Origin of the sequence: Streptomyces sp. ISL-100 (assembly GCF_018614615.1) — a bacterium.
GTDB lineage: Bacteria > Actinomycetota > Actinomycetes > Streptomycetales > Streptomycetaceae > Streptomyces.
In genome coordinates, this window is the sequence record NZ_JAGGOK010000024.1 from 79595 (window position 1) to 100021 (window position 20427).

At 67.9% G+C, this 20427-nt stretch carries 20 protein-coding genes; 19 read left to right on the forward strand and 1 reads right to left on the reverse strand.

The window, feature by feature from the left end; translation table 11 throughout:
- The first annotated feature begins 147 nt into the window (after window positions 1–147).
- The 19 genes from J7E89_RS10865 (at window position 148) to J7E89_RS10955 (ending at window position 18405) form a co-directional block, all read left to right on the forward strand.
- Window positions 148–1905, forward strand: a complete 1758-nt coding sequence (locus J7E89_RS10865) for a trypsin-like serine protease (protein ID WP_308315429.1) — start codon at window positions 148–150, stop codon at window positions 1903–1905.
- Window positions 1906–2014: 109 nt separating this feature from the next.
- Complete coding sequence (locus J7E89_RS10870) at window positions 2015–3127, forward strand: LCP family protein (RefSeq protein ID WP_214971940.1); 1113 nt, start codon at window positions 2015–2017, stop codon at window positions 3125–3127.
- Between the two features lie 136 nt (window positions 3128–3263).
- Complete coding sequence (gene rpmE, locus J7E89_RS10875; RefSeq protein ID WP_214971941.1) at window positions 3264–3482, forward strand: 50S ribosomal protein L31; 219 nt, start codon at window positions 3264–3266, stop codon at window positions 3480–3482.
- Between the two features lie 114 nt (window positions 3483–3596).
- On the forward strand, window positions 3597–4685 hold the full coding sequence (prfA, locus tag J7E89_RS10880) for a peptide chain release factor 1 (RefSeq protein WP_214971943.1): 1089 nt from the start codon (window positions 3597–3599) through the stop codon (window positions 4683–4685).
- A 50-nt stretch (window positions 4686–4735) separates the two neighbouring features.
- On the forward strand, window positions 4736–5581 hold the full coding sequence (gene prmC / locus J7E89_RS10885; protein WP_214971945.1) for a peptide chain release factor N(5)-glutamine methyltransferase: 846 nt from the start codon (window positions 4736–4738) through the stop codon (window positions 5579–5581).
- Window positions 5582–5625: 44 nt separating this feature from the next.
- On the forward strand, window positions 5626–6273 hold the full coding sequence (locus tag J7E89_RS10890; protein ID WP_214971947.1) for an L-threonylcarbamoyladenylate synthase: 648 nt from the start codon (window positions 5626–5628) through the stop codon (window positions 6271–6273).
- Window positions 6270–6920, forward strand: coding sequence for a protein-tyrosine-phosphatase (locus tag J7E89_RS10895; protein ID WP_214971949.1), 651 nt, complete (start codon window positions 6270–6272; stop codon window positions 6918–6920). Before J7E89_RS10890 ends, J7E89_RS10895 begins: the two co-directional genes overlap by 4 nt.
- 106 nt (window positions 6921–7026) lie before the next feature.
- Entirely contained in the window at window positions 7027–8289 is a 1263-nt protein-coding gene (gene glyA / locus J7E89_RS10900) for a serine hydroxymethyltransferase (protein ID WP_214971951.1), read from the forward strand.
- Between the two features lie 105 nt (window positions 8290–8394).
- Entirely contained in the window at window positions 8395–9732 is a 1338-nt protein-coding gene (locus J7E89_RS10905) for an MraY family glycosyltransferase (RefSeq protein ID WP_214971953.1), read from the forward strand.
- A gap of 266 nt (window positions 9733–9998) precedes the next feature.
- On the forward strand, window positions 9999–10436 hold the full coding sequence (locus J7E89_RS10910; protein WP_214971956.1) for a hypothetical protein: 438 nt from the start codon (window positions 9999–10001) through the stop codon (window positions 10434–10436).
- Window positions 10437–10661: 225 nt separating this feature from the next.
- Entirely contained in the window at window positions 10662–11480 is an 819-nt protein-coding gene (gene atpB, locus J7E89_RS10915) for a F0F1 ATP synthase subunit A (protein WP_214971959.1), read from the forward strand.
- A 75-nt stretch (window positions 11481–11555) separates the two neighbouring features.
- Window positions 11556–11804 (forward strand): hypothetical protein, encoded by a 249-nt coding sequence (locus tag J7E89_RS10920; protein WP_070343060.1) that lies wholly within the window; start codon window positions 11556–11558, stop codon window positions 11802–11804.
- A gap of 41 nt (window positions 11805–11845) precedes the next feature.
- A complete protein-coding gene (locus J7E89_RS10925; protein ID WP_028813210.1) occupies window positions 11846–12388 on the forward strand; it encodes a F0F1 ATP synthase subunit B in 543 nt (180 codons plus the stop codon).
- Complete coding sequence (locus J7E89_RS10930) at window positions 12385–13200, forward strand: F0F1 ATP synthase subunit delta (RefSeq protein ID WP_214971962.1); 816 nt, start codon at window positions 12385–12387, stop codon at window positions 13198–13200. Before J7E89_RS10925 ends, J7E89_RS10930 begins: the two co-directional genes overlap by 4 nt.
- A 128-nt stretch (window positions 13201–13328) precedes the next feature.
- Window positions 13329–14924, forward strand: a complete 1596-nt coding sequence (gene atpA / locus J7E89_RS10935; RefSeq protein ID WP_214971965.1) for a F0F1 ATP synthase subunit alpha — start codon at window positions 13329–13331, stop codon at window positions 14922–14924.
- Window positions 14925–14944: 20 nt separating this feature from the next.
- Window positions 14945–15862: a F0F1 ATP synthase subunit gamma gene (locus tag J7E89_RS10940; protein WP_214971968.1), complete on the forward strand. Its 918-nt coding sequence runs from the start codon at window positions 14945–14947 to the stop codon at window positions 15860–15862.
- Window positions 15862–17304: a F0F1 ATP synthase subunit beta gene (atpD, locus tag J7E89_RS10945; RefSeq protein WP_214971971.1), complete on the forward strand. Its 1443-nt coding sequence runs from the start codon at window positions 15862–15864 to the stop codon at window positions 17302–17304. Before J7E89_RS10940 ends, atpD begins: the two co-directional genes overlap by 1 nt.
- 141 nt (window positions 17305–17445) lie before the next feature.
- Complete coding sequence (locus J7E89_RS10950; RefSeq protein WP_214971974.1) at window positions 17446–17820, forward strand: F0F1 ATP synthase subunit epsilon; 375 nt, start codon at window positions 17446–17448, stop codon at window positions 17818–17820.
- A 138-nt stretch (window positions 17821–17958) separates the two neighbouring features.
- Window positions 17959–18405, forward strand: a complete 447-nt coding sequence (locus J7E89_RS10955; RefSeq protein ID WP_214971977.1) for a DUF2550 domain-containing protein — start codon at window positions 17959–17961, stop codon at window positions 18403–18405.
- 90 nt (window positions 18406–18495) lie between these two features.
- Here J7E89_RS10955 and J7E89_RS10960 read toward each other — a convergent pair whose 3' ends face one another.
- Entirely contained in the window at window positions 18496–20346 is a 1851-nt protein-coding gene (locus J7E89_RS10960; RefSeq protein WP_251060369.1) for a glycoside hydrolase family 18 chitinase, read from the reverse strand.
- Window positions 20347–20427 lie beyond the last annotated feature (81 nt).

A 20427-nucleotide genomic window follows, 5' to 3' on the forward strand; every position in this document is an offset into this window, starting at 1 on the left:
CTCGGACGGAGATGTTGCCAAGTTGTGTTCACCAGTTGGTCACAAGTGACTGTTGGTGTACGGGAGTCGGTCGTACGATCGGTCGGCCACAGGTGGGGGGATCCATTTGGGGCGCCTCATCAATATCTGAATCAGGAGTCCCGAGTGATCTCTGGCAAGCAGGGCGGAAAGCACCGCCGCCGGATACGCATAGCCGTGCCGGCCGCGGCCGCCGCGATCGCGGCCGCCGTCGCCGGTGCGATGCTGATGGCCCCGGCCAACGCCGCCGCGGATCCGCTGCCCAAGCCCACGATCAAGCCGGTCATCAGCTCGGCCACGCAGGCCGAGCTGGAAGCGCGCCTGGAGGCCGCGGCCCAGAAGGCCGAGGAGCCGTCCAAGGGCGCGAAGTTCTCCGGCTCGTCGGGCTCCTCGGTCGACCCGAAGGTCATCGGCGGTACGGAGACCAGCATCAGCTCCGCCCCGTGGATGGCGCAGCTCTTCTACGAGGACGGCGACAACTCCTTCTTCTGCGGCGGCGCCGTCATCGCGCCGACGAAGATCCTCACCGCGGCGCACTGCGTCAAGGGCGCGGACTGGAAGAACAAGGGTGTCGTCGTCACCGGCACCGAGACGCTGGCGACGGACGCGAACCACGGCGGCACCGTCACCGGTGTCTGGCGCCAGTGGAACCACCCGTCGTACAGCGACTACACGCTCGACAACGACATCGCGGTGCTGACCCTGGCCTACCCGGTCACGGCCAAGCCGATCAACATCACGAAGTCGGACGACACCACGTCGTACAAGCCGGGGACCACCGCCACGGTCTACGGCTGGGGCCGCACGACCTCCACCAACAACGACATCTCGCCGACGCTGAAGAAGGCGAGCCTGCCGATCAACTCCGACGCCACGTGCGCCGATTGGCAGCTCGGCGGCGAGTTCATCCCGAAGCACATGGTCTGCGCGGGCAACCCCGCGAGCGGTCAGGACGACGGCACGACGACCGCCTGCAACGGCGACTCGGGCGGCCCCCTGGTCGTCGGCGGCAAGATCGTCGGTGTGGTCTCGTGGGGCATCCAGGACTGCGTGGAGAAGGGCGCGTACAGCGTCTACTCCAAGGTCAGCTGGTACGCCGGCTCCGTCGTCCCGCGCGTGGACGACGCCAACATCACCAACGACCACCGGTCCGACGTGCTGGCCCGTCGCAGCGCGTCCGACGGCACGCTCTACTACTACGCGTCCAAGGGCACCTCGTTCGCCACGCGCGTCTCGGCCGGCAACTACAGCGGCACCAATGTGATCCTCCAGACGGACCTCAACAGGGACGACTACGAGGACATGGTCATCCGGACCACCGCCGGTGACGTCTGGTGGTCGCACTACGTGCCGTCCACCGGTGAGTGGGCCGACACCAGGATCGCGACCGGCTGGAAGACCAGGAAGCAGATCATCGTCCCCGGTGACGTCACCGGCGACGCCGTGCCCGACCTGCTGTCCGTCGACTCCGCGGGTGTCCTGTGGATCTACCCGGGCAAGGGCAACGGCACGTTCTCGGCCCGCGTCCAGGTCGGCACCGGCTGGAGCCAGTTCAACTCGGTGCGCGGCAACGGTGACTTCACCGGCGACGGCAAGGCCGACCTGATCGTGCGCAAGGCCAGCACGTCCGAGATGTTCCTCTACAAGGGCACGGGCAAGGCCGGCACGACCGCCTTCGCGGCCAAGCAGAAGGTCCGTACGTGGAGCGGCTACAACGCCTTCGACGCGGCCGGCGACGTCACCGGTGACGGCAAGGCCGACTACCTGGCCCGTACGCCCGGCGGCACGCTGTACCTCTACCCGGGCACCGGCAAGGCCTCCTCGGAGATCTTCGCCACACGCATCACCATCGGTACCGGCTGGCAGCAGTACAACATCTTTGGCTGAAAACCCTGGTGAGAGGGGCCTTTGACCCCTTTCCGCCGGACCGTTCGAACGACGTCCTGTGGCCCCTGCCCCCAGCAGGGGCCACAGGACGTTGTGCAACCCTTCACGGATGTCCGAGCAGCAGCAGACCAGGAGCAGCCGAATACGGGGGACCGGCAGACGCCGGAAGGAACCCAGTGTCCGCACGAAGGCGGCCACCGTCACGGCGTGGGCCGCGGCGGGCGCGGTGCTGCTGGGCGGCACCGGACTCGGCTACGTGTACTTCAAACTCAACGGCAATCTCAAGGCTGTTGACATCAACACCCAGCTCGGCAGCGACCGCCCCGACGACGTCGACAACGGTTCCCTGGACATCCTCGTCCTCGGCTCCGACTCGCGCTCGGGCGACAACTCCGAGTACGGCGAGGACGAGGGCGGCGCCCGCTCCGACACCGCGATGGTCATGCACGTGTACGAGGGCCACAAGAAGGCCAGCCTCGTCTCGATACCGCGCGACACCCTGATCACCCGCCCCACGTGCACCTCCGACACCGGCGGCGGGACCGTCCCCGGCGGCGAGCACCGGATGTTCAACACGGCGTACCAGGTGGGCGGCCCCGCCTGCGCGGTCAAGACCGTCGAGAAGATGTCCGGCATCCGCATGGACCACTACGTCGAGGTCGACTTCACCGGTTTCAAGAAGCTCGTCGACGATCTGGGCGGCGTGGAGATCACCACCACCCAGTCAATCCACGACGACAAGAGCCACCTCGACCTGAAGCCGGGCACGCACACCCTCGACGGCGAGAAGTCGCTCGGTCTCGTACGGACCCGCAAGAGCGTCGGCGACGGCAGCGACCTCGGCCGCATCCAGCTCCAGCAGGCCTTCATGAAGGCACTGATCAACCAGGTCAAGGACGTCGGCGTCTTCACGAGCCCCAAGAAGCTGTACGACCTGGCCGACAGCGCCACCAAGACCGTCACCACCGACTCCGACCTCGCCTCGGTCAACGAGCTGGTGAGCTTCGGGGGCGGCCTCAAGGGCATCGGCCCGGGCGACATGAAGATGGTGACGCTGCCCGTGCAGTACGACCCGGCCGATCCCAACCGCGTCCTGCCGCTCCAGCGCCAGTCCAAGCGGGTCTGGGACGCGCTTCGCCAGGACAAGCCCGTACCGGCCTCCGCGACCAAGGGTTCGGCGGGCGACAAGGGCGGCGCGGGCAAGGTCGTACAGAGTCAGTAGCGGGATGGGAATAGTTCCGCCCCGTCCCCGGTTTTGGGAGATGCGGCCAGTGCTGGCAGACTGGTACGTCGGCCCCGGTTCACGTCCGCGCAATCCGCGCGTGCGACCCGGCGCCCTCCCGAAACTAGGAGACACCTTGAAGCGCGAAATCCACCCCGAGTACGTCGAGACCCAGGTCAGCTGCACCTGTGGCGCGACGTTCGCCACCCGTAGCACGATCTCCAGCGGCACCGTCCGCGCCGAGGTCTGCTCCGAGTGCCACCCGTTCTACACGGGCAAGCAGAAGATCCTCGACACCGGTGGCCGCGTGGCCCGCTTCGAGGCCCGCTTCGGCAAGGCTGCCGCCGCGAAGTAGCGAGCCACTGCGCCGGTCCTCGGCCGCTCCGTACAGGGGTGGGGAGGACCGGCGCTTTGTCGTGACGCACAGGCCGCAGTTCCCTTATCTTTTTTGCAACCCAGGAGCCCGAAGATGTTCGAGGCGGTCGAGGATCTGATCGGCGAGCACGCCGATCTTGAGAAGAAGCTGGCCGATCCCTCGGTCCACGCCGACCAGGCGAACGCGCGCAAGCTGAACAAGCGCTACGCCGAGCTGACCCCGATCATCGGGACGTACCGGGCCTGGAAGCTGACCGGCGAGGACATCGTCACGGCGCGCGAATACGCCCACGACGACCCGGACTTCGCCGCCGAGCTCAAGCTGCTGGAGAAGCAGCGCGACGAGCTCACCGAGAAGCTCCGCCTGCTCCTCGTCCCGCGCGACCCCAGCGACGACAAGGACGTCATCCTCGAGGTCAAGGCGGGCGCGGGCGGCGACGAGTCGGCCCTGTTCGCCGGCGACCTGCTGCGCATGTACCTGCGGTACGCGGAGCGCGTCGGCTGGAAGACCGAGATCATCGACGCCACCGAATCCGAGCTGGGCGGCTACAAGGACGTCCAGGTCGCGGTGAAGACCAAGGGCGGCAACGGCGCGACCGAGCCCGGCCAGGGCGTCTGGGCGCGGATGAAGTACGAGGGCGGCGTGCACCGCGTGCAGCGCGTGCCCTCCACCGAGTCGCAGGGCCGTATCCACACCTCCGCGGCGGGCGTGCTGGTCACCCCCGAGGCGGAGGAGGTCGACGTGGAGATCCACGCCAACGATCTCCGTATCGACGTCTACCGCTCGTCGGGCCCCGGCGGCCAGTCCGTCAACACCACCGACTCCGCGGTCCGCATCACGCACCTGCCGACCGGCGTCGTCGCCTCCTGCCAGAACGAGAAGAGCCAGCTCCAGAACAAGGAGCAGGCCATGCGCATCCTGCGCTCGCGGCTGCTCGCCGCGGCCCAGGAAGCGGCCGAGCAGGAAGCCTCCGACGTACGCCGCAGCCAGGTCCGCACGGTTGACCGCTCGGAGAAGATCCGTACGTACAACTTCCCGGAAAACCGGATCTCGGACCACCGCGTGGGCTTCAAGGCGTACAACTTGGACCAGGTACTCGACGGCGACCTGGACGCAGTGATCCAGGCCTGCGTCGACGCCGACTCCGCTGCCAAGCTCGCGGCAGCCCAGGAAAGTCAGTAAGCCAGTAAGCCAGCAAAGCCAGTAAGCCCCCTGCAAGTCGGAGGACCGGGATGAATCTGCTGCTCGCCGAGGTGGCTCAGGCCACCCAGCGGCTGGCCGACGCCGGCGTGCCCTCACCGCGGTTCGACGCGGAGGAGCTCGCCGCGTTCGTGCACGGCGTCAAGCGGGGAGAGCTGCACAACGTCAAGGACGCCGACTTCGACGCGCGCTACTGGGAGACCGTCGCGCGCCGCGAGGCCCGCGAGCCGCTGCAGCACATCACCGGACGCGCCTTCTTCCGCTTCCTGGAGCTCCAGGTGGGCCCAGGCGTCTTCGTACCGCGACCGGAGACCGAGTCGGTCGTCGGCTGGGCGATAGACGCCGTACGGGCCATGGACGTCGTCGAGCCGCTCATCGTCGACCTGTGCACGGGATCGGGCGCCATCGCGCTCGCCATGGCGCAGGAGGTGCCGCGCTCGCGCGTGCACGGCGTGGAGCTGTCCGACGACGCCATCAAGTGGACCCGCAAGAACGCCGCGGGCTCGCGCGTCACGATCCACCAGGGCGACGCCAAAGACGCGCTCCCGGAGCTCGACGGGCAGGTGGATCTGGTCGTCTCCAACCCGCCGTACATCCCGCTCACCGAGTGGGAGTACGTCGCTCCCGAGGCCCGCGACCACGACCCGCAGATGGCCCTCTTCTCCGGCGAGGACGGCCTCGACCTGATCCGTCACATCGAGCGCACCGCCCACCGGCTGCTGCGGCCCGGCGGCGTCGTCGTCATCGAGCACGCCGACACCCAGGGCGGCCAGGTGCCGTGGATCTTCACCGAGGAGCGTGGCTGGGCCGACGCGGCCGACCACCCCGACCTGAACAACCGGCCCCGCTTCGCGACCGCCCGCAAGGCCATGCCGTGACCGCCGGCCGCAAAAACCAGTTCCCGCACGAGGAGGCCCGTTAAATGGCACGGCGATACGACTGCAACGACGCGACCGACCGCAAGACCGGTCTTCGCGAAGCCGCGGCCGCCGTCCGTCGTGGCGAGCTGGTCGTCCTGCCGACCGACACCGTCTACGGCATCGGGGCCGACGCCTTCAGCGCCGAGGCCGTCGGCGACCTTCTGGAGGCCAAGGGCCGTGGCCGGAACATGCCCACGCCGGTCCTCATCGGCTCGCCGAACACCCTGCACGGCCTGGTCACGGACTTCTCCGAGCAGGCGTGGGAGCTTGTCGACGCGTTCTGGCCGGGAGCTCTGACGCTCGTTGCCCGCCACCAGCCGTCCCTCCAGTGGGACCTGGGCGAGACGCGTGGCACGGTCGCCGTCCGTATGCCGCTGCACCCGGTCGCGATCGAGCTGCTGACCGAGTTCGGCCCGATGGCCGTCTCCAGCGCCAACCTCACGGGACACCCGGCGCCCGAGGACTGTGACGCCGCGCAGGAGATGCTCGGCGACTCGGTGTCCGTGTACCTCGACGGCGGGCCGACGCCCGGCATCGTCCCGTCGTCGATCGTCGACGTCACGGGCAAGGTCCCGGTCCTGCTGCGAGCCGGCGCGCTGTCCGCCGAGGAGCTGCGCAAGGTCGTACCCGACCTCGAGGTGGCCAGTTGACCGCCCTTGACGGGCGTGGCATAGCCGAAGGCAGCACCAGCGACACCTTCCGTATCCTCCACGTCAGCACCGGCAACGTCTGCCGCTCGCCGATCACCGAGCGGCTGACCCGCCATGGCCTCATCGACCGGCTGGGCGACCCTTTGACGCGTGGCCTCGTGGTGGAGAGCGCGGGCACGTGGGGGCACGAAGGCGCGCCCATGGAGGCCAATGCCGCCGCGGTGCTCGCGGACTTCGGCGCGGACGCGGCGGGGTTCACCGGGCGTGAGCTGCTCGACGAGCACGTGATCCGCGCGGATCTTGTCCTGACGGCGACGCGGGACCACCGCGCGCAGGTCATCTCCATGGGCCATTCGGCGGGTCTGCGCACCTTCACGCTGAAGGAGTTCACGCGGCTGGTACGGGCCATAGACCCGGCGACTCTGCCTGACCCCCTTCAGGACGGCGTGGTCGAGCGTGCGCGGGCGCTGGTGCGGGCGGCGGCGGCGCTTCGGGGGTGGCTGTTGGCTCCGAGCGTCGAGGCGGACGAGGTGTACGACCCGTACGGCGCGCCCATCACTTTCTTCCGGTCGATCGGCGACGAGATCAACACGGCGCTGGACCCGGTCGTCACCGCCCTGACGGGGATGCCGGCCCGCACGGGCTGAGTGGGCTTTTCCTTTCCCCACCCCGCTGTGGCGTACGGCGGGCGGAGCGGCCTGGCCCGGCCTACATTGGAGGGGCCGCACCCCTTCGCCAGGCCCGGAGCCAGCCATGCCGGTCACCGCCGCACCCGTTCAGCAGGAGCACGCGCCCCTCGGGAAGGGGTTCGACGAGCTCCGCCGTCAAGACCCGGAGATCGCCGACGTCATCCTCGGTGAACTCCAACGCGAAGCCACCGGCCTCCAGCTGATCGCGGCCGAGAACTTCACCTCGCCCGCCGTCCTGGCGGCCCTCGGCTCCCCGCTCGCCAACAAGTACGCCGAGGGCTACCCCGGCGCCCGCCACCACGGCGGCTGCGAGCTGGTCGACGTCGCCGAGCGCATCGCGATCGAGCGCGCCACGAGCCTTTTCGGGGCCGACCACGCCAACGTCCAGCCGCACTCCGGCTCCGCCGCCGTCCTCGCCGCGTACGCCGCCCTGCTGCGTCCCGGTGACACCGTGCTCGCCATGGGGCTCCCGTACGGGGGACACCTCACCCATGGTTCCCCGGCCAATTTCTCCGGCCGCTGGTTCGACTTCATCGGGTACGGCGTCGACCCCGACACCGGCCTGATCGACTACGACCAGGTGCGCCTCCTCGCCCGTACGCACCGCCCCAGGGCCATCGTCGTCGGCTCGATCGCCTACCCCAGGCACCCGGACTACGCCCAGTTCCGCGAGATCGCCGACGAGGCCGGCGCGTACCTCATCGCGGATGCCGCGCACCCCATCGGCCTGGTCGCCGGGGGAGCGGCGCCCAATCCGGTCCCGTACGCCGATGTCGTCTGCGCCACCACCCACAAGGTGCTGCGCGGCCCGCGCGGCGGAATGCTGCTGTGCGGCGAGGAGCTCGCCCAGCGCATCGACCGCGCGGTTTTCCCCTTCACCCAGGGCGGCGCCCAGATGCACTCGGTGGCCGCCAAGGCGGTCGCGTTCGGTGAGGCGGCGACCCCCGCATTCTCGACGTACGCCCATCAGGTCGTCACCAACGCGCGCGCACTCGCCGACGGCCTTGCGGCGCAGGGTTTCGCCGTCACCACCGGCGGTACGGACACCCACCTGATCACCGCGGACCCGGCCCCGCTGGGTGTGGAGGGCCGCACGGCACGCGGCCGGCTGGCGGCGTCCGGCCTGGTGCTGGACTGCTGCGCTCTTCCGTACGGCGACGAGCGCGGCATCCGCCTCGGCACCGCGGCCGTCACCACCCAGGGGATGGGCGAGGCCGAGATGGCGCGTATCGCGGAGCTTTTCTCACTGGCTTTGCGGGGGGACGGCAGGGAGGCGGCAGCGGAAGTACGCGATCTGGCCGCTGTTTTTCCGCCGTATCCCGCCTGAGAGCGGGTCGTGCAACCATCTGCGGATACCCGAATGTCCTGAAGCATGTGGCCGCGAAGCTAGGGTGTGGGGCTGAGATGGCCGTCGATACCTGTGGGGCAGCCCGTGCGTGAATATCTGCTGACGCTCTGTGTCACGGCGGCGGTGACTTACCTGCTGACCGGACCGGTGCGGAAGTTCGCCATCGCGACCGGCGCGATGCCGGAGATCCGTGCTCGCGACGTACACCGGGAGCCGACACCGCGGCTCGGTGGCATCGCGATGTTCGGCGGTCTGTGCGCCGGGCTGCTGGTCGCGGACCACCTGCAGAACCTCAGCAGTGTCTTCGATTTGTCGAACGAGCCGCGGGCGCTGCTCTCGGGCGCCGCCGTGATCTGGCTCATCGGCGTACTGGACGACAAGTTCGAGATCGACGCGCTCATCAAGCTGGGCGGCCAGTTCATCGCCGCCGGCGTGATGGTCATGCAGGGGCTGACGATCCTGTGGCTGCCGGTGCCCGGCGTCGGCCCGGTCTCGGTGACCGCCTGGCAGGGCAATCTGCTCACGGTCGCGCTCGTCGTCATCACCATCAACGCGGTGAACTTCGTGGACGGCCTGGACGGCCTGGCCTCCGGCATGGTGTGCATCGCCTCCGCGGCGTTCTTCATGTACGCGTATCGGCTCTGGTACGGATACGGCATCGAGGAGGCCGCTCCGGCCACCCTTATCGCCGCCATCCTGTTGGGCATGTGCCTCGGCTTTCTGCCACACAACATGCATCCGGCGCGCATCTTCATGGGAGATTCGGGATCCATGCTCATCGGCCTGGTGATGGCGGCGGGCGCCGTCTCGATCACCGGCCAGGTGGACCCGGACCGGCTCGGGCTCTTCACGGGAAGCCAGCGCGAGGTCACGCACGCGATGCTGCCGGTGTTCATCCCGCTGCTGCTGCCGCTGACGATCATCGCGATTCCGGTCGCGGACCTGCTGCTGGCCATCGTGCGGCGTACCTGGCAGGGCAAGTCGCCGTTCGCGGCGGACCGGGGCCACCTGCACCACCGACTGCTGGAAATCGGCCACTCGCACAGCCGGGCCGTGCTGATCATGTACTTCTGGTCGGCCCTCATCGCCTTCGGCGCCGTCGCGTACTCCGTGCACTCGGCGAGCATGTGGATCCTGCTCGGCATCGTCGCGCTGAGCGCGGTCGGCCTGGTGCTGCTGCTCCTCCCGCGCTTCACACCGCGCGCCCCGCGCTGGGCGGAGTCCTTCATTCCGCCGCGCTACCGCCGGAGCAGCAGGGCATTCTCCTCCGCGGCGTACGAGACGCAGGAGGCGGCTGAGGTCTCCGGGGCGGTGGAGGAGCCGCAGGAGCGCACCCCGGTCCCGGCGGGCGTCAACGGGGCGACCGCCATCGGGCCCCGTTCGCGCTTCCCCGAGCGGCGTAAGGCCGGAACGTCTCGCTGACGATTTGCCGCGCTGGGTCCCAATAGCAGACAAAGCGCCGAGTTGTCGTGCACAGACGGGCGCTGTCACTCTCATGTGTGACAGTTGGCACACCTCTTGGTAAAGACCTCATCAAATAGTTTGTGATACCGTTCACGAGACCCGGCGACAGAGCCGAAGGGCCGTAGTGCGACGGCCTTTTGGCCGTGAGGTGCCACCTCGGTCCCGGCTTACGCTCGTCCATGACGACACCTATCTGCCCCCACCAAGCAAGCGGAGCTGCCGCCATGCCGTCCAACGACGTCCGGAGTCTCCTCCAGACCGCCGTACCCACCGCTGTCGCCGGCGCGATCGCCGCCGCCGTCAGCGCTGTGGTCGCGGGCGGCGAGGGAGCGCTCGGAGCCGTTGTCGCGACGCTGGTTGTGATCCTCTTCATGGGGGTGGGACTCGTCGTACTCCAGCGGACCGCGAAGTCGCTGCCGCAGCTTTTCCAGGCGATGGGGCTGATGCTCTACACCGCCCAGCTGCTGCTGCTGTTCATCTTCGTGGCGCTGTTCAAGGACACCACCCTGTTCAACCCCAAGGCGTTTGCCATCACATTGGTCGCGACGACCCTTGTGTGGATTGCCGCTCAGGCACGTGCGCACATGAAGGCCAAGATTCTTTACGTCGAACCGGAATCCTCCGAGGCGAAGAAGCCCGGAGACTCGGGGTCATCGTCGTGAAGGGTAGGGCCGGTATAAAGGCGCGTTCGAGATCCTGCTATCGTCCGGTGCCAACTGCGGCACTGCGGGCGCGGGCATCCGAGCTGACGCCTGTTCCATCGCGAGGCTCAATGCCTGACAGCCGCCCCCACATCCGTTACACCAGTCCAGTGCCGAACCGCGGCCGCTTGCCGCGCCGACACAACGAGGTTGCCGTACCTATGCGCCACGCTGAAGGAGCCCGCGGTGAGTGCTGAAAAGACGACGCTCGCCTTCGATTGGAGCTGCCGCATCCTCGCCGACAACGGCTGTGGATTCCCGGCCCCGGGCCTGCACTCCTTTCTCTTCAAGCCGATGTTCACCGTCGGTGGCTACGAGTTCAACAAGCCGATGCTTCTGGCGCTGATTTCGACCGCCCTGGTCGTCGGCTTCTTCTGGGCGGCGTTCAGCAAGCCCAAGCTCGTGCCGGGCAAGCTTCAGATGATGGGCGAGGCGGGCTACGACTTCGTACGCCGCGGCATCGTCTACGAGACCCTCGGTAAGAGGGACGGTGAGAAGTACGTGCCGCTGATGGTGTCACTGTTCTTCTTCATCTGGATCATCAACATCTGGTCGATCGTTCCGCTCATGCAGTTCCCAGTGAGCTCGATCATTGCCTTCCCGGCCGCGCTGGCGCTCATCGTTTACGTGCTCTGGATGTCGCTGACTTTCCGCAAGCACGGTTTCGTCGGCGGACTGAAGAATGTCTCCGGTTACGACAAGTCGCTCGGCGCGGTACTGCCGCTCGTCGTCGTCATCGAGTTCTTCTCGAACGTCCTCGTCCGGCCGTTCACGCACATGGTCCGACTGTTCGCGAACATGTTCGCCGGTCACCTCCTGCTGGTGATGTTCACCGTCTCCAGCTGGTACCTGCTGAACAGCTGGATGATCCCGGCCGCCGGTGTCTCGTTCGTCATGACCATGGTCATGATCATCTTCGAGCTCTTCGTGCAGCTTGTGCAGGCGTACGTCTTCGTGCTCCTCGCCTGCACCTACATCCAGGGCGCGCTCGCCAAGCACCACTGAGTGCCTGCCCTACCCACCCCATAGATGTCCGGTGGCCAACCCCCACCGGTCCGTGAAAGAGAAGGAAGAACCGGCATGTCCGCTGCTCTCACGAACCTCGCCGCCGTGTCCGGCGACCTCAAGGCCCTCGGCTCCATCGGCTACGGTCTCGCCGCCATCGGCCCCGGCGTCGGCGTCGGCATCATCTTCGGTAACGGCACCCAGGCCCTGGCCCGCCAGCCCGAGGCTGCCGGCCTGATCCGCGCCAACCAGATCCTCGGCTTCGCCTTCTGTGAGGCGCTCGCCCTGATCGGCATCGTCATGCCGTTCGTCTACGGCAGCTGACGTATCGCTACGAACAGCTCTTTTCGACGAAAGGCATTGATGTGAACGCGCTGGTATTGGCGGCGACCGAGGAGCAGAATCCCCTCGTTCCGCCCGGTCCAGAGTTCGTCGTCGGGCTGCTCGCCTTCGCCGTCGTCTTCTTCTTCCTCGCGAAGAAGCTCCTCCCGGCCATCAACAAGGTCCTGGATGAGCGTCGCGAGGCGATCGAGGGCGGCATCGAGAAGGCCGATGCAGCTCAGACCGAGGCCCAGAGCGTGCTTGAGCAGTACAAGGCTCAGCTCGCCGAGGCCCGCCACGAGGCCGCCCGCCTGCGCCAGGAGGCGCTGGAACAGGGCACTGTCCTGAAGGAAGAACTTCGGGCAGAGGGTCAGCGCCAGCGCGAGGAAATCATCGCCGCAGGCCACGCCCAGATCGAGGCGGACCGCAAGCAGGCCGCACAGTCGCTGCGTCAGGACGTGGGCAAGCTCGCCACCGACCTGGCCGGCAAGCTCGTCGGCGAGTCCCTCGAGGACCACGCCCGGCAGAGCCGCACCATCGACCGTTTCCTCAGCGAGCTCGAGGAGAAGGCCGAGGCTGCCCGATGAACGGAGCGAGCCGCGAGGCACTGGCCGCCGCACGTGAGCGTCTCGACGCGCTGACCGACAACACGTCGGTCGACGCTGCGAAGCTCGCTGGCGACCTGGCCGCCGTCACCGCGCTGCTCGACCGCGAGGTGTCGCTGCGTCGGGTCCTGACCGACCCGGCGCAGGCCGGATCGGCCAAGGCCGACCTGGCCGCGCGACTGCTGAGCGGTCAGGTGGGTGGCGAAGCCGCCGACCTGGTCTCCGGCATGGTCCGCTCCCGCTGGTCGCGGTCGCGTGACCTGGTCGACGCGATCGAGGAGCTGTCGGCCACCGCCGACCTCACCGCGGCGCAGCAGGCCGGCGTACTCGACGACGTGGAGGACGAGGTGTTCCGGTTCGGCCGGATCGTCGCGTCCGCCACCGGGCTGCGGTCCGCGCTGACCGACAAGTCGGCTTCGGCGTCCGCCAAGAGCGAGCTGCTGCGCAGCCTGCTCGGCGGCAAGGCCCAGCAGGTCACCGAGCGTCTTGTGGTGCGTCTCGTGGTTCAGCCGCGTGGACGTAGCCTGGAGGCGGGACTCGAGACCCTGTCCAAGATCGCCGCGGCGCGCCGGGACCGTATGGTCGCCGTCGTCACCACGGCGGTGCCGCTCACCGACCAGCAGAAGCAGCGCCTCGGCGCCGCACTGGCGAAGCTGTACGGGCGCCAGATGCACCTGAACCTCGAAGTGGACCCCGAGGTCCTCGGCGGGATTCAGGTACAGGTCGGTGAAGAGGTCATCAACGGGACCATCGCGGACCGTCTCGAAGAGGCGACCCGCCGCATGGCCGGCTGACCAGCCAGCAACTGAACACGTATCACTAGCGGCCCGGTTGGGCCGTGCAGAGATTGCAGAAGATTCCTGGGGGACGGCCCCCAGACCCCCAAGAACTTCGGGCCCAACAAGGAGAGCAGGGAACCCAGATGGCGGAGCTCACGATCCGGCCGGAGGAGATCCGGGACGCGCTGGAGAACTTTGTCCAGTCGTACCAGCCGGACGCGGCCTCGCGCGAGGAGGTCGGAACGGTAAGCGTTGCCGGCGACGGCATCGCGAAGGTCGAGGGTCTTCCCTCGGCCATGGCGAACGAGCTGCTGAAGTTCGAGGACGGCACCCTCGGTCTCGCCCTCAACCTTGAGGAGCGGGAGATCGGTGCGATCGTCCTCGGCGAGTTCAGCGGTATCGAGGAGGGCCAGCCGGTGCAGCGCACCGGTGAGGTGCTCTCCGTCGGCGTCGGCGAGGGTTACCTCGGCCGCGTCGTCGACCCGCTCGGCAACCCGATCGACGGTCTCGGCGAGATCGCGACCGAAAGCCGTCGCGCCCTCGAGCTGCAGGCCCCCGGTGTCATGGTCCGCAAGTCGGTCCACGAGCCGATGCAGACCGGCTACAAGGCCGTCGACGCGATGGTGCCGATCGGCCGTGGCCAGCGTCAGCTGATCATTGGTGACCGTCAGACCGGCAAGACCGCTCTGGCTGTCGACACGATCATCAACCAGCGCGACAACTGGCGCTCGGGTGACGTGAACAAGCAGGTTCGCTGCATCTACGTCGCCATCGGCCAGAAGGGCTCCACCATCGCGTCCGTTCGCGGTGCGCTGGAGGAGGCGGGCGCGCTCGAGTACACGACGATCGTCGCCGCCCCGGCTTCTGACCCGGCCGGCTTCAAGTACCTGGCGCCGTACACCGGTTCGGCCATCGGCCAGCACTGGATGTACGCCGGCAAGCACGTCCTGATCATCTTCGACGACCTGTCGAAGCAGGCCGACGCCTACCGCTCGGTTTCGCTGCTGCTGCGCCGTCCGCCGGGCCGTGAGGCCTACCCGGGCGACGTCTTCTACCTGCACTCGCGTCTGCTCGAGCGCTGCGCGAAGCTGTCGGACGACATGGGCGCGGGCTCGATGACCGGTCTTCCGATCGTCGAGACCAGGGCGAACGACGTTTCGGCGTTCATCCCGACCAACGTCATCTCCATCACCGACGGCCAGTGCTTCCTGGAGTCCGACCTGTTCAACGCGGGCCAGCGCCCGGCGCTGAACGTCGGTATCTCGGTCTCGCGTGTCGGTGGCTCCGCCCAGCACAAGGCCATGAAGCAGGTTTCCGGCCGACTGCGCGTGGACCTCGCCCAGTACCGTGAGCTGGAGGCGTTCGCCGCCTTCGGTTCCGACCTGGACGCGGCCTCCAAGGCGTCGCTGGAGCGCGGTAAGCGCATGGTCGAGCTGCTGAAGCAGCCGCAGTACGCGCCGTTCCCGATCCAGGAGCAGGTTGTCTCCATCTGGGCCGGCACCACCGGCAAGATGGACGACGTACCGGTCGAGGACATCCGTCGCTTCGAGGCCGAGCTGCTGGAGTACCTGCGCCGCGAGCGCAAGGACCTCCTCACCTCGATCGCCGAGGGCGGCAAGATGTCGGACGACACGCTGCAGTCCGTCGGCGATGCCATCGCGGCCTTCAAGCGGCAGTTCGAGACCTCGGACGGGCAGCTCCTGGGCGAGGACGCGCCGGCCGTCAACGTCTCCAAGTGACGACGGAAGGGACCTGACTCATGGGAGCGCAGCTCCGGGTCTACAAGCGTCGCATCCAAGCCGTCACCGCGACCAAGAAGATCACCAAGGCGATGGAGATGATCGCCGCCTCGCGCATCGTCAAGGCGCAGCGCAGGGTGGCGGCATCGATGCCGTACGCGACCGAGCTCACCCGTGCGGTGACCGCGGTGGCGACCGGCTCCACCACCAAGCACCCCCTGACCACCGAGGTCGAGGCGCCGACCCGCGCCGCGGTTCTGCTCATCACGAGCGACCGCGGTCTGGCCGGCGGCTACTCCTCCAACGCCATCAAGGCGGCAGAGCGGCTTCGTGAGCGCCTCGCCGCCGAGGGCAAGGAGGTCGACACGTACCTCGTCGGCCGCAAGGGTGTCGCCTACTACAACTTCCGCGAGCGCAAGGTCGCGGAGTCGTGGACCGGCTTCACCGACAGCCCGTCGTACGGGGATGCCAAGAACATCGCCGCACCGCTGATCGAGGCCATCCAGACGGAGACGGCCGAGGGCGGTGTCGACGAGCTGCACATCGTCTTCACGGAATTCGTGTCGATGATGACGCAGAACCCGGTGGAGAACCGGATGCTGCCGCTCTCGCTCGACGAGGTAGCGGACGAGAGCAGCAAGAAGGGCGAGATCCTTCCGCTGTTCGACTTCGAGCCGTCGGCTGAGGACGTCCTCGACGCCCTTCTGCCGCGCTACGTCGAGAGCCGTATCTACAACGCACTGCTGCAGGCCGCCGCTTCCGAGCACGCCGCCCGCCGTCGTGCGATGAAGTCGGCGACCGACAACGCCGGGGATCTCATCAAGAGCCTCTCCCGGCTTGCCAACGCGGCCCGCCAGGCCGAAATCACCCAGGAAATCAGCGAGATCGTCGGTGGCGCCAGCGCTCTGGCCGACGCGACCGCGGGGAGTGACAAGTAATGACGACCACTGTTGAGACGGCCGCCGCCACGGGCCGCGTCGCCCGGGTCATCGGCCCGGTCGTCGACGTGGAGTTCCCCGTCGACGCGATGCCGGAGATCTACAACGCACTGCACGTATCGGTCGACGACCCGGCCGAGGAGGGTGCGCGCAAGCTGCTCACCCTCGAGGTCGCCCAGCACCTCGGTGAGGGCGTCGTCCGCGCGATCTCGATGCAGCCCACCGACGGTCTGGTCCGCCAGGCCCCGGTGACCGACACGGGCGCGGGCATCATGGTGCCGGTCGGTGACATCACCAAGGGCAAGGTGTTCAACACCCTTGGTCAGATCCTGAACGACCCGGAGGCCGAGGCTCAGATCACTGAGCGCTGGCCGATCCACCGCAAGGCCCCGGCCTTCGACCAGCTCGAGTCCAAGACCGAGATGTTCGAGACCGGCCTGAAGGTCGTCGACCTTCTCACCCCGTACGTCAAGGGTGGAAAGATCGGTCTGTTCGGTGGTGCGGGCGTCGGCAAGACGGTCCTCATCCAGGAAATGATCATGCGTGTGGCGAAGCTGCACGAGGGTGTTTCCGTGTTCGCCGGTGTCGGTGAGCGCACCCGTGAGGGCAACGACCTCATCGACGAGATGACGGACTCGGGTGTTCTGGACAAGACCGCGCTGGTCTTCGGCCAGATGGACGAGCCGCCGGGCACGCGTCTTCGCGTCGCCCTGTCCGCCCTGACCATGGCGGAGTACTTCCGCGATGTGCAGAAGCAGGACGTGCTGCTCTTCATCGACAACATCTTCCGCTTCACCCAGGCCGGTTCCGAGGTCTCCACGCTGCTCGGCCGTATGCCGTCCGCAGTGGGTTACCAGCCGACCCTGGCTGACGAGATGGGTGTGCTCCAGGAGCGCATCACCTCGACGCGTGGTCACTCGATCACCTCGATGCAGGCGATCTACGTCCCCGCGGACGACCTGACCGACCCGGCGCCGGCGACCACCTTCGCCCACCTGGACGCGACGACCGTTCTGTCGCGTCCGATCTCGGAGAAGGGCATCTACCCGGCGGTCGACCCGCTGGACTCGACGTCCCGCATCCTGGACCCGCGCTACATCACGCAGGACCACTACGACGCGGCCAGCCGCGTCAAGGGAATCCTGCAGAAGTACAAGGACCTCCAGGACATCATCGCGATCCTCGGTATCGACGAGCTGGGCGAAGAGGACAAGCTTGTTGTCCACCGCGCCCGTCGCGTCGAGCGCTTCCTGTCGCAGAACACCCACGCCGCCAAGCAGTTCACCGGCCTGGACGGTTCGGACGTGCCGCTCGACGAGTCGATCGCCGCGTTCAACTCGATCTGCGACGGCGAGTACGACCACTTCCCCGAGCAGGCGTTCTTCATGTGCGGTGGCATTGAGGACCTCAAGGCCAACGCCAAGGAGCTCGGCGTCTCCTGAACGAAGTGAGCCGCGTGAATCACGTAAGTGACTCACGCGACTCGTGGGAGAGGGGCGGGTGCGTCCCGCCCCTCTCCGTACGCCCCCTAGAATTGACCCAACACCCGGCACAACCGCCGGGTGGTGACCCGAGGAGCCACCTTGGCTGCTGAGCTGCACGTCGAGCTGGTCGCGGCGGACCGTAACGTCTGGTCCGGCGAGGCCTCCCTGGTCGTCGCGCGCACCACGTCCGGCGACATCGGCGTCATGCCCGGTCACCAGCCGCTGCTGGGTGTGCTGGAGTCGGGCCCGGTGACGATCCGTACGAGCGACGGCGGCACTGTCGTCGCCGCTGTGCACGGCGGTTTCATCTCTTTCGCCGACAACAAGCTGTCTCTGCTCGCGGAGATCGCTGAGCTGGCGGACGAGATCGACCCCGCGCGTGCCGAGCGGGCGCTGGAGCGGGCGAAGTCGGAGGCGGATGCCGCCGCCGAGCGCCGCGCCGCCGTCCGACTGAGCGCGGTTGCGGGACACTGAGTCCCGCGACAACGAGTTTTGACCTCAGCCGCGGCCCGTACTGGATACTCCAGGGCGGGTCGCGGCTGAGGCGATACATCTGGAAAGTTCTGTTTTGTTGCCGGTACTGGACGAGATGACGCGAGGAGGTCGGTGGAGATGTTCCTCGCTCTGCTCGTGAGCGGCTCGGTAGTCGCGCTGGTACTGGTGGGACTCTTCGTCTTCGGGCTGCGCCGGCGGCTGATCCAGCGCTCCGGCGGCACCTTCGACTGCAGTCTGCGCTGGAACATCCCCGAGGAGCCCGACCGCTCCGGCAAGGGGTGGGTGTACGGCGTCGCCCGCTACAGCGGTGACCGCATCGACTGGTTCCGCGTCTTCTCGTACGCCCCCCGTCCGCGCCGCACCCTTGAACGCTCGGCGATCGAGGTGCTCTCGCGCCGTTCCCCCGAGGGCGAGGAGGAGCTGGCGCTGCTGTCCGACGCCTGCATCCTCGGCTGCTCGCACCGCGGTACGCGGCTGGAGCTGGCGATGAGCGAGGACGCTCTCACCGGTTTCCTCGCCTGGCTGGAGGCCGCGCCTCCCGGTCAGCGCGTCAACGTGGCGTAGACGCGGAAAAAGTAGTCGGGGGGACGGGTCATGGACCCGTCCCCCCGACTGTTTCAAGCCTTATTGCTGCGAATCTTTACTACTGCGGTGCTACTTCAGACCGTTGTTGATCGCGGTCACCAGCTCGCCATTGGCGGTGTCACCGCTGAACTCCCAGAAGAACGCGCCTCCCAGGCCCTGCCCCTTCGCCCAGCTCATCTTGGAGCCGATGGTGGCCGGGGTGTCGTAGCTCCACCAGTCGGTGCCGCAGTGGGCGTACGCCGTGCCCGCGACCGTACCGTTGGCGGGACACTTGGTCTTGAGGACCTTGTAGTCCTCGATGCCGGACTCGTACGTACCGGTGGCGGCGCCGGTCGCCGTGCCGCCCGGCTCCTTCTGGGTCACGCCCGTCCAGCCGCGCCCGTAGAAGCCGATGCCGAGCAGCAGCTTCTTGGCGGGGACGCCCTTGGCCTTGAGCTTGGCGATGGCCTCGGCCGAGTTGAAGCCGGCCTGCGGGATGCCGGCGTACGAGGTCAGCGGGGAGTGCGGGGCCGTCGGGCCCTTGGCCGCCCAGGCGCCGAAGAAGTCGTACGTCATCACGTTGTACCAGTCGGAGTACGCGGCCGCTCCGGCGTAGTCGGTGGCGTCGATCTTGCCACCGGCCGAGGCGTCGGCCGTGATGGCGGCGGTGACCAGGTTGTTCGTACCGAACTTGCCGCGCATGGCCTGCATCATGGTCCTGAACGCGGCCGGGCCGCTGGTGTCACAGGACAGGCCGCAGGCGTTCGGGTACTCCCAGTCCAGGTCGATGCCGTCGAAGACGTCGGCCCAGCGCGGGTCCTCCACCAGCTTGTAGCAGGAGTCGGCGAACGCGGCCGGGTTCTTGACGGCCTCGGTGAAGCCGCCGGACCAGGTCCAGCCGCCGAACGACCACAGCACCTTGAGGTTCGGGTACTTCGCCTTGAGCTTGCGCAGCTGGTTGAAGTTGCCGCGCAGCGGCTGGTCCCAGGTGTCGGCCTTGCCGTCGACGCTCTGGTCGGCGGTGTAGGCCTTGTCTATCGCGGCGAAGCTGTCGCCCATGGTGCACTTGCCACCCTGGACGTTGCCGAACGAGTAGTTGATGTGCGTGATCTTGCCGGCCGAGCCGGAGGTGTCCAGGTTCTTCACGTGGTAGTTGCGTCCGTAGATGCCCCACTCGGTGAAGTACCCAAGCTTGACCTGGTCGCCGGGGCCGGGCCCCGGGTCGGTGCCGCCGCCGGTGGTCCTGACAGCGCGGGCGCCGCTGACCGGGCCCGTCTGGTCGGCGGTGTCACGGGCCTGGACGGAGTACGAGTAGTCGGTGCCGGCGGTCAGCCCGCTGTCCGTGTACGTCGTCGCGGTCACCGTCGCGACCTTGGCGCCGTCGCGCAGCACGTCGTAGTTCTTGACGCCCTTGTCGTCAGTGGCGGCGGTCCACGACAACTTCACCGACGTGTCGGTGATGGTGCTCGCGGAAGGCGTGCCGGGTGCGGTCGGCGGAGTGTCACCGGGCACCGAACCGCCGTCGCACGAACCGCCATTGAGCTTGCAGCCGCTGGGCGAGCCGGTGCCGGTGCCGTTGAAGCCGAAGGACGCGCTGGCGCCGGGCGCGAGGTTGCCGCCCCAGCTCTTGTTCTTGGCGGTCCAGTGGTTGCCCGAGTTGGTGACGTCGGCGTCCCAGGCGGAGGTGACGGACGTACCGGCGGGGAAGTCCCACTCCACGGTCCAGGTGCTGAGGGTGGTGGTACCGGTGTTCTTCACCGTCCACTTGCCCTCGAAGCCGGTGCCCCAGTCGGAGACCTTGGTGTACGAGGCGGTGGCCGACGCGGCGGCCTGCGCGGGGGAGGCCAGGCCGACCATGGCGGCGAGCGGGACGATCAGCGCGGTGAGACCGGCTGCCGCTCTGGTTCTGAAGCGGGTGCGTAGGGGGGTGGTTGTACTCAAGGGTGCTCCCAAGAGAGAGGTCCGGCGGTGAACGGGGATAGGACCTGCGCCGCCGGGCGAGCACGCTGTTGTCATGACACG

Bases quoted from the DNA above. Each gene is read 5' to 3' on its own strand.
- glyA (WP_214971951.1), top strand. From the start codon at position 7,027: ATGCCGGTCACCGCCGCACCCGTTCAGCAGGAGCACGCGCCCCTCGGG.
- J7E89_RS10870 (WP_214971940.1), top strand. From the start codon at position 2,015: ATGTCCGAGCAGCAGCAGACCAGGAGCAGCCGAATACGGGGGACCGGC.
- prfA (WP_214971943.1), top strand. From the start codon at position 3,597: ATGTTCGAGGCGGTCGAGGATCTGATCGGCGAGCACGCCGATCTTGAG.
- prmC (WP_214971945.1), top strand. From the start codon at position 4,736: ATGAATCTGCTGCTCGCCGAGGTGGCTCAGGCCACCCAGCGGCTGGCC.
- atpD (WP_214971971.1), top strand. From the start codon at position 15,862: ATGACGACCACTGTTGAGACGGCCGCCGCCACGGGCCGCGTCGCCCGG.
- J7E89_RS10920 (WP_070343060.1), top strand. From the start codon at position 11,556: ATGTCCGCTGCTCTCACGAACCTCGCCGCCGTGTCCGGCGACCTCAAG.
- atpA (WP_214971965.1), top strand. From the start codon at position 13,329: ATGGCGGAGCTCACGATCCGGCCGGAGGAGATCCGGGACGCGCTGGAG.
- J7E89_RS10955 (WP_214971977.1), top strand. From the start codon at position 17,959: ATGTTCCTCGCTCTGCTCGTGAGCGGCTCGGTAGTCGCGCTGGTACTG.
- J7E89_RS10930 (WP_214971962.1), top strand. From the start codon at position 12,385: ATGAACGGAGCGAGCCGCGAGGCACTGGCCGCCGCACGTGAGCGTCTC.
- J7E89_RS10940 (WP_214971968.1), top strand. From the start codon at position 14,945: ATGGGAGCGCAGCTCCGGGTCTACAAGCGTCGCATCCAAGCCGTCACC.
- J7E89_RS10910 (WP_214971956.1), top strand. From the start codon at position 9,999: ATGCCGTCCAACGACGTCCGGAGTCTCCTCCAGACCGCCGTACCCACC.
- J7E89_RS10890 (WP_214971947.1), top strand. From the start codon at position 5,626: ATGGCACGGCGATACGACTGCAACGACGCGACCGACCGCAAGACCGGT.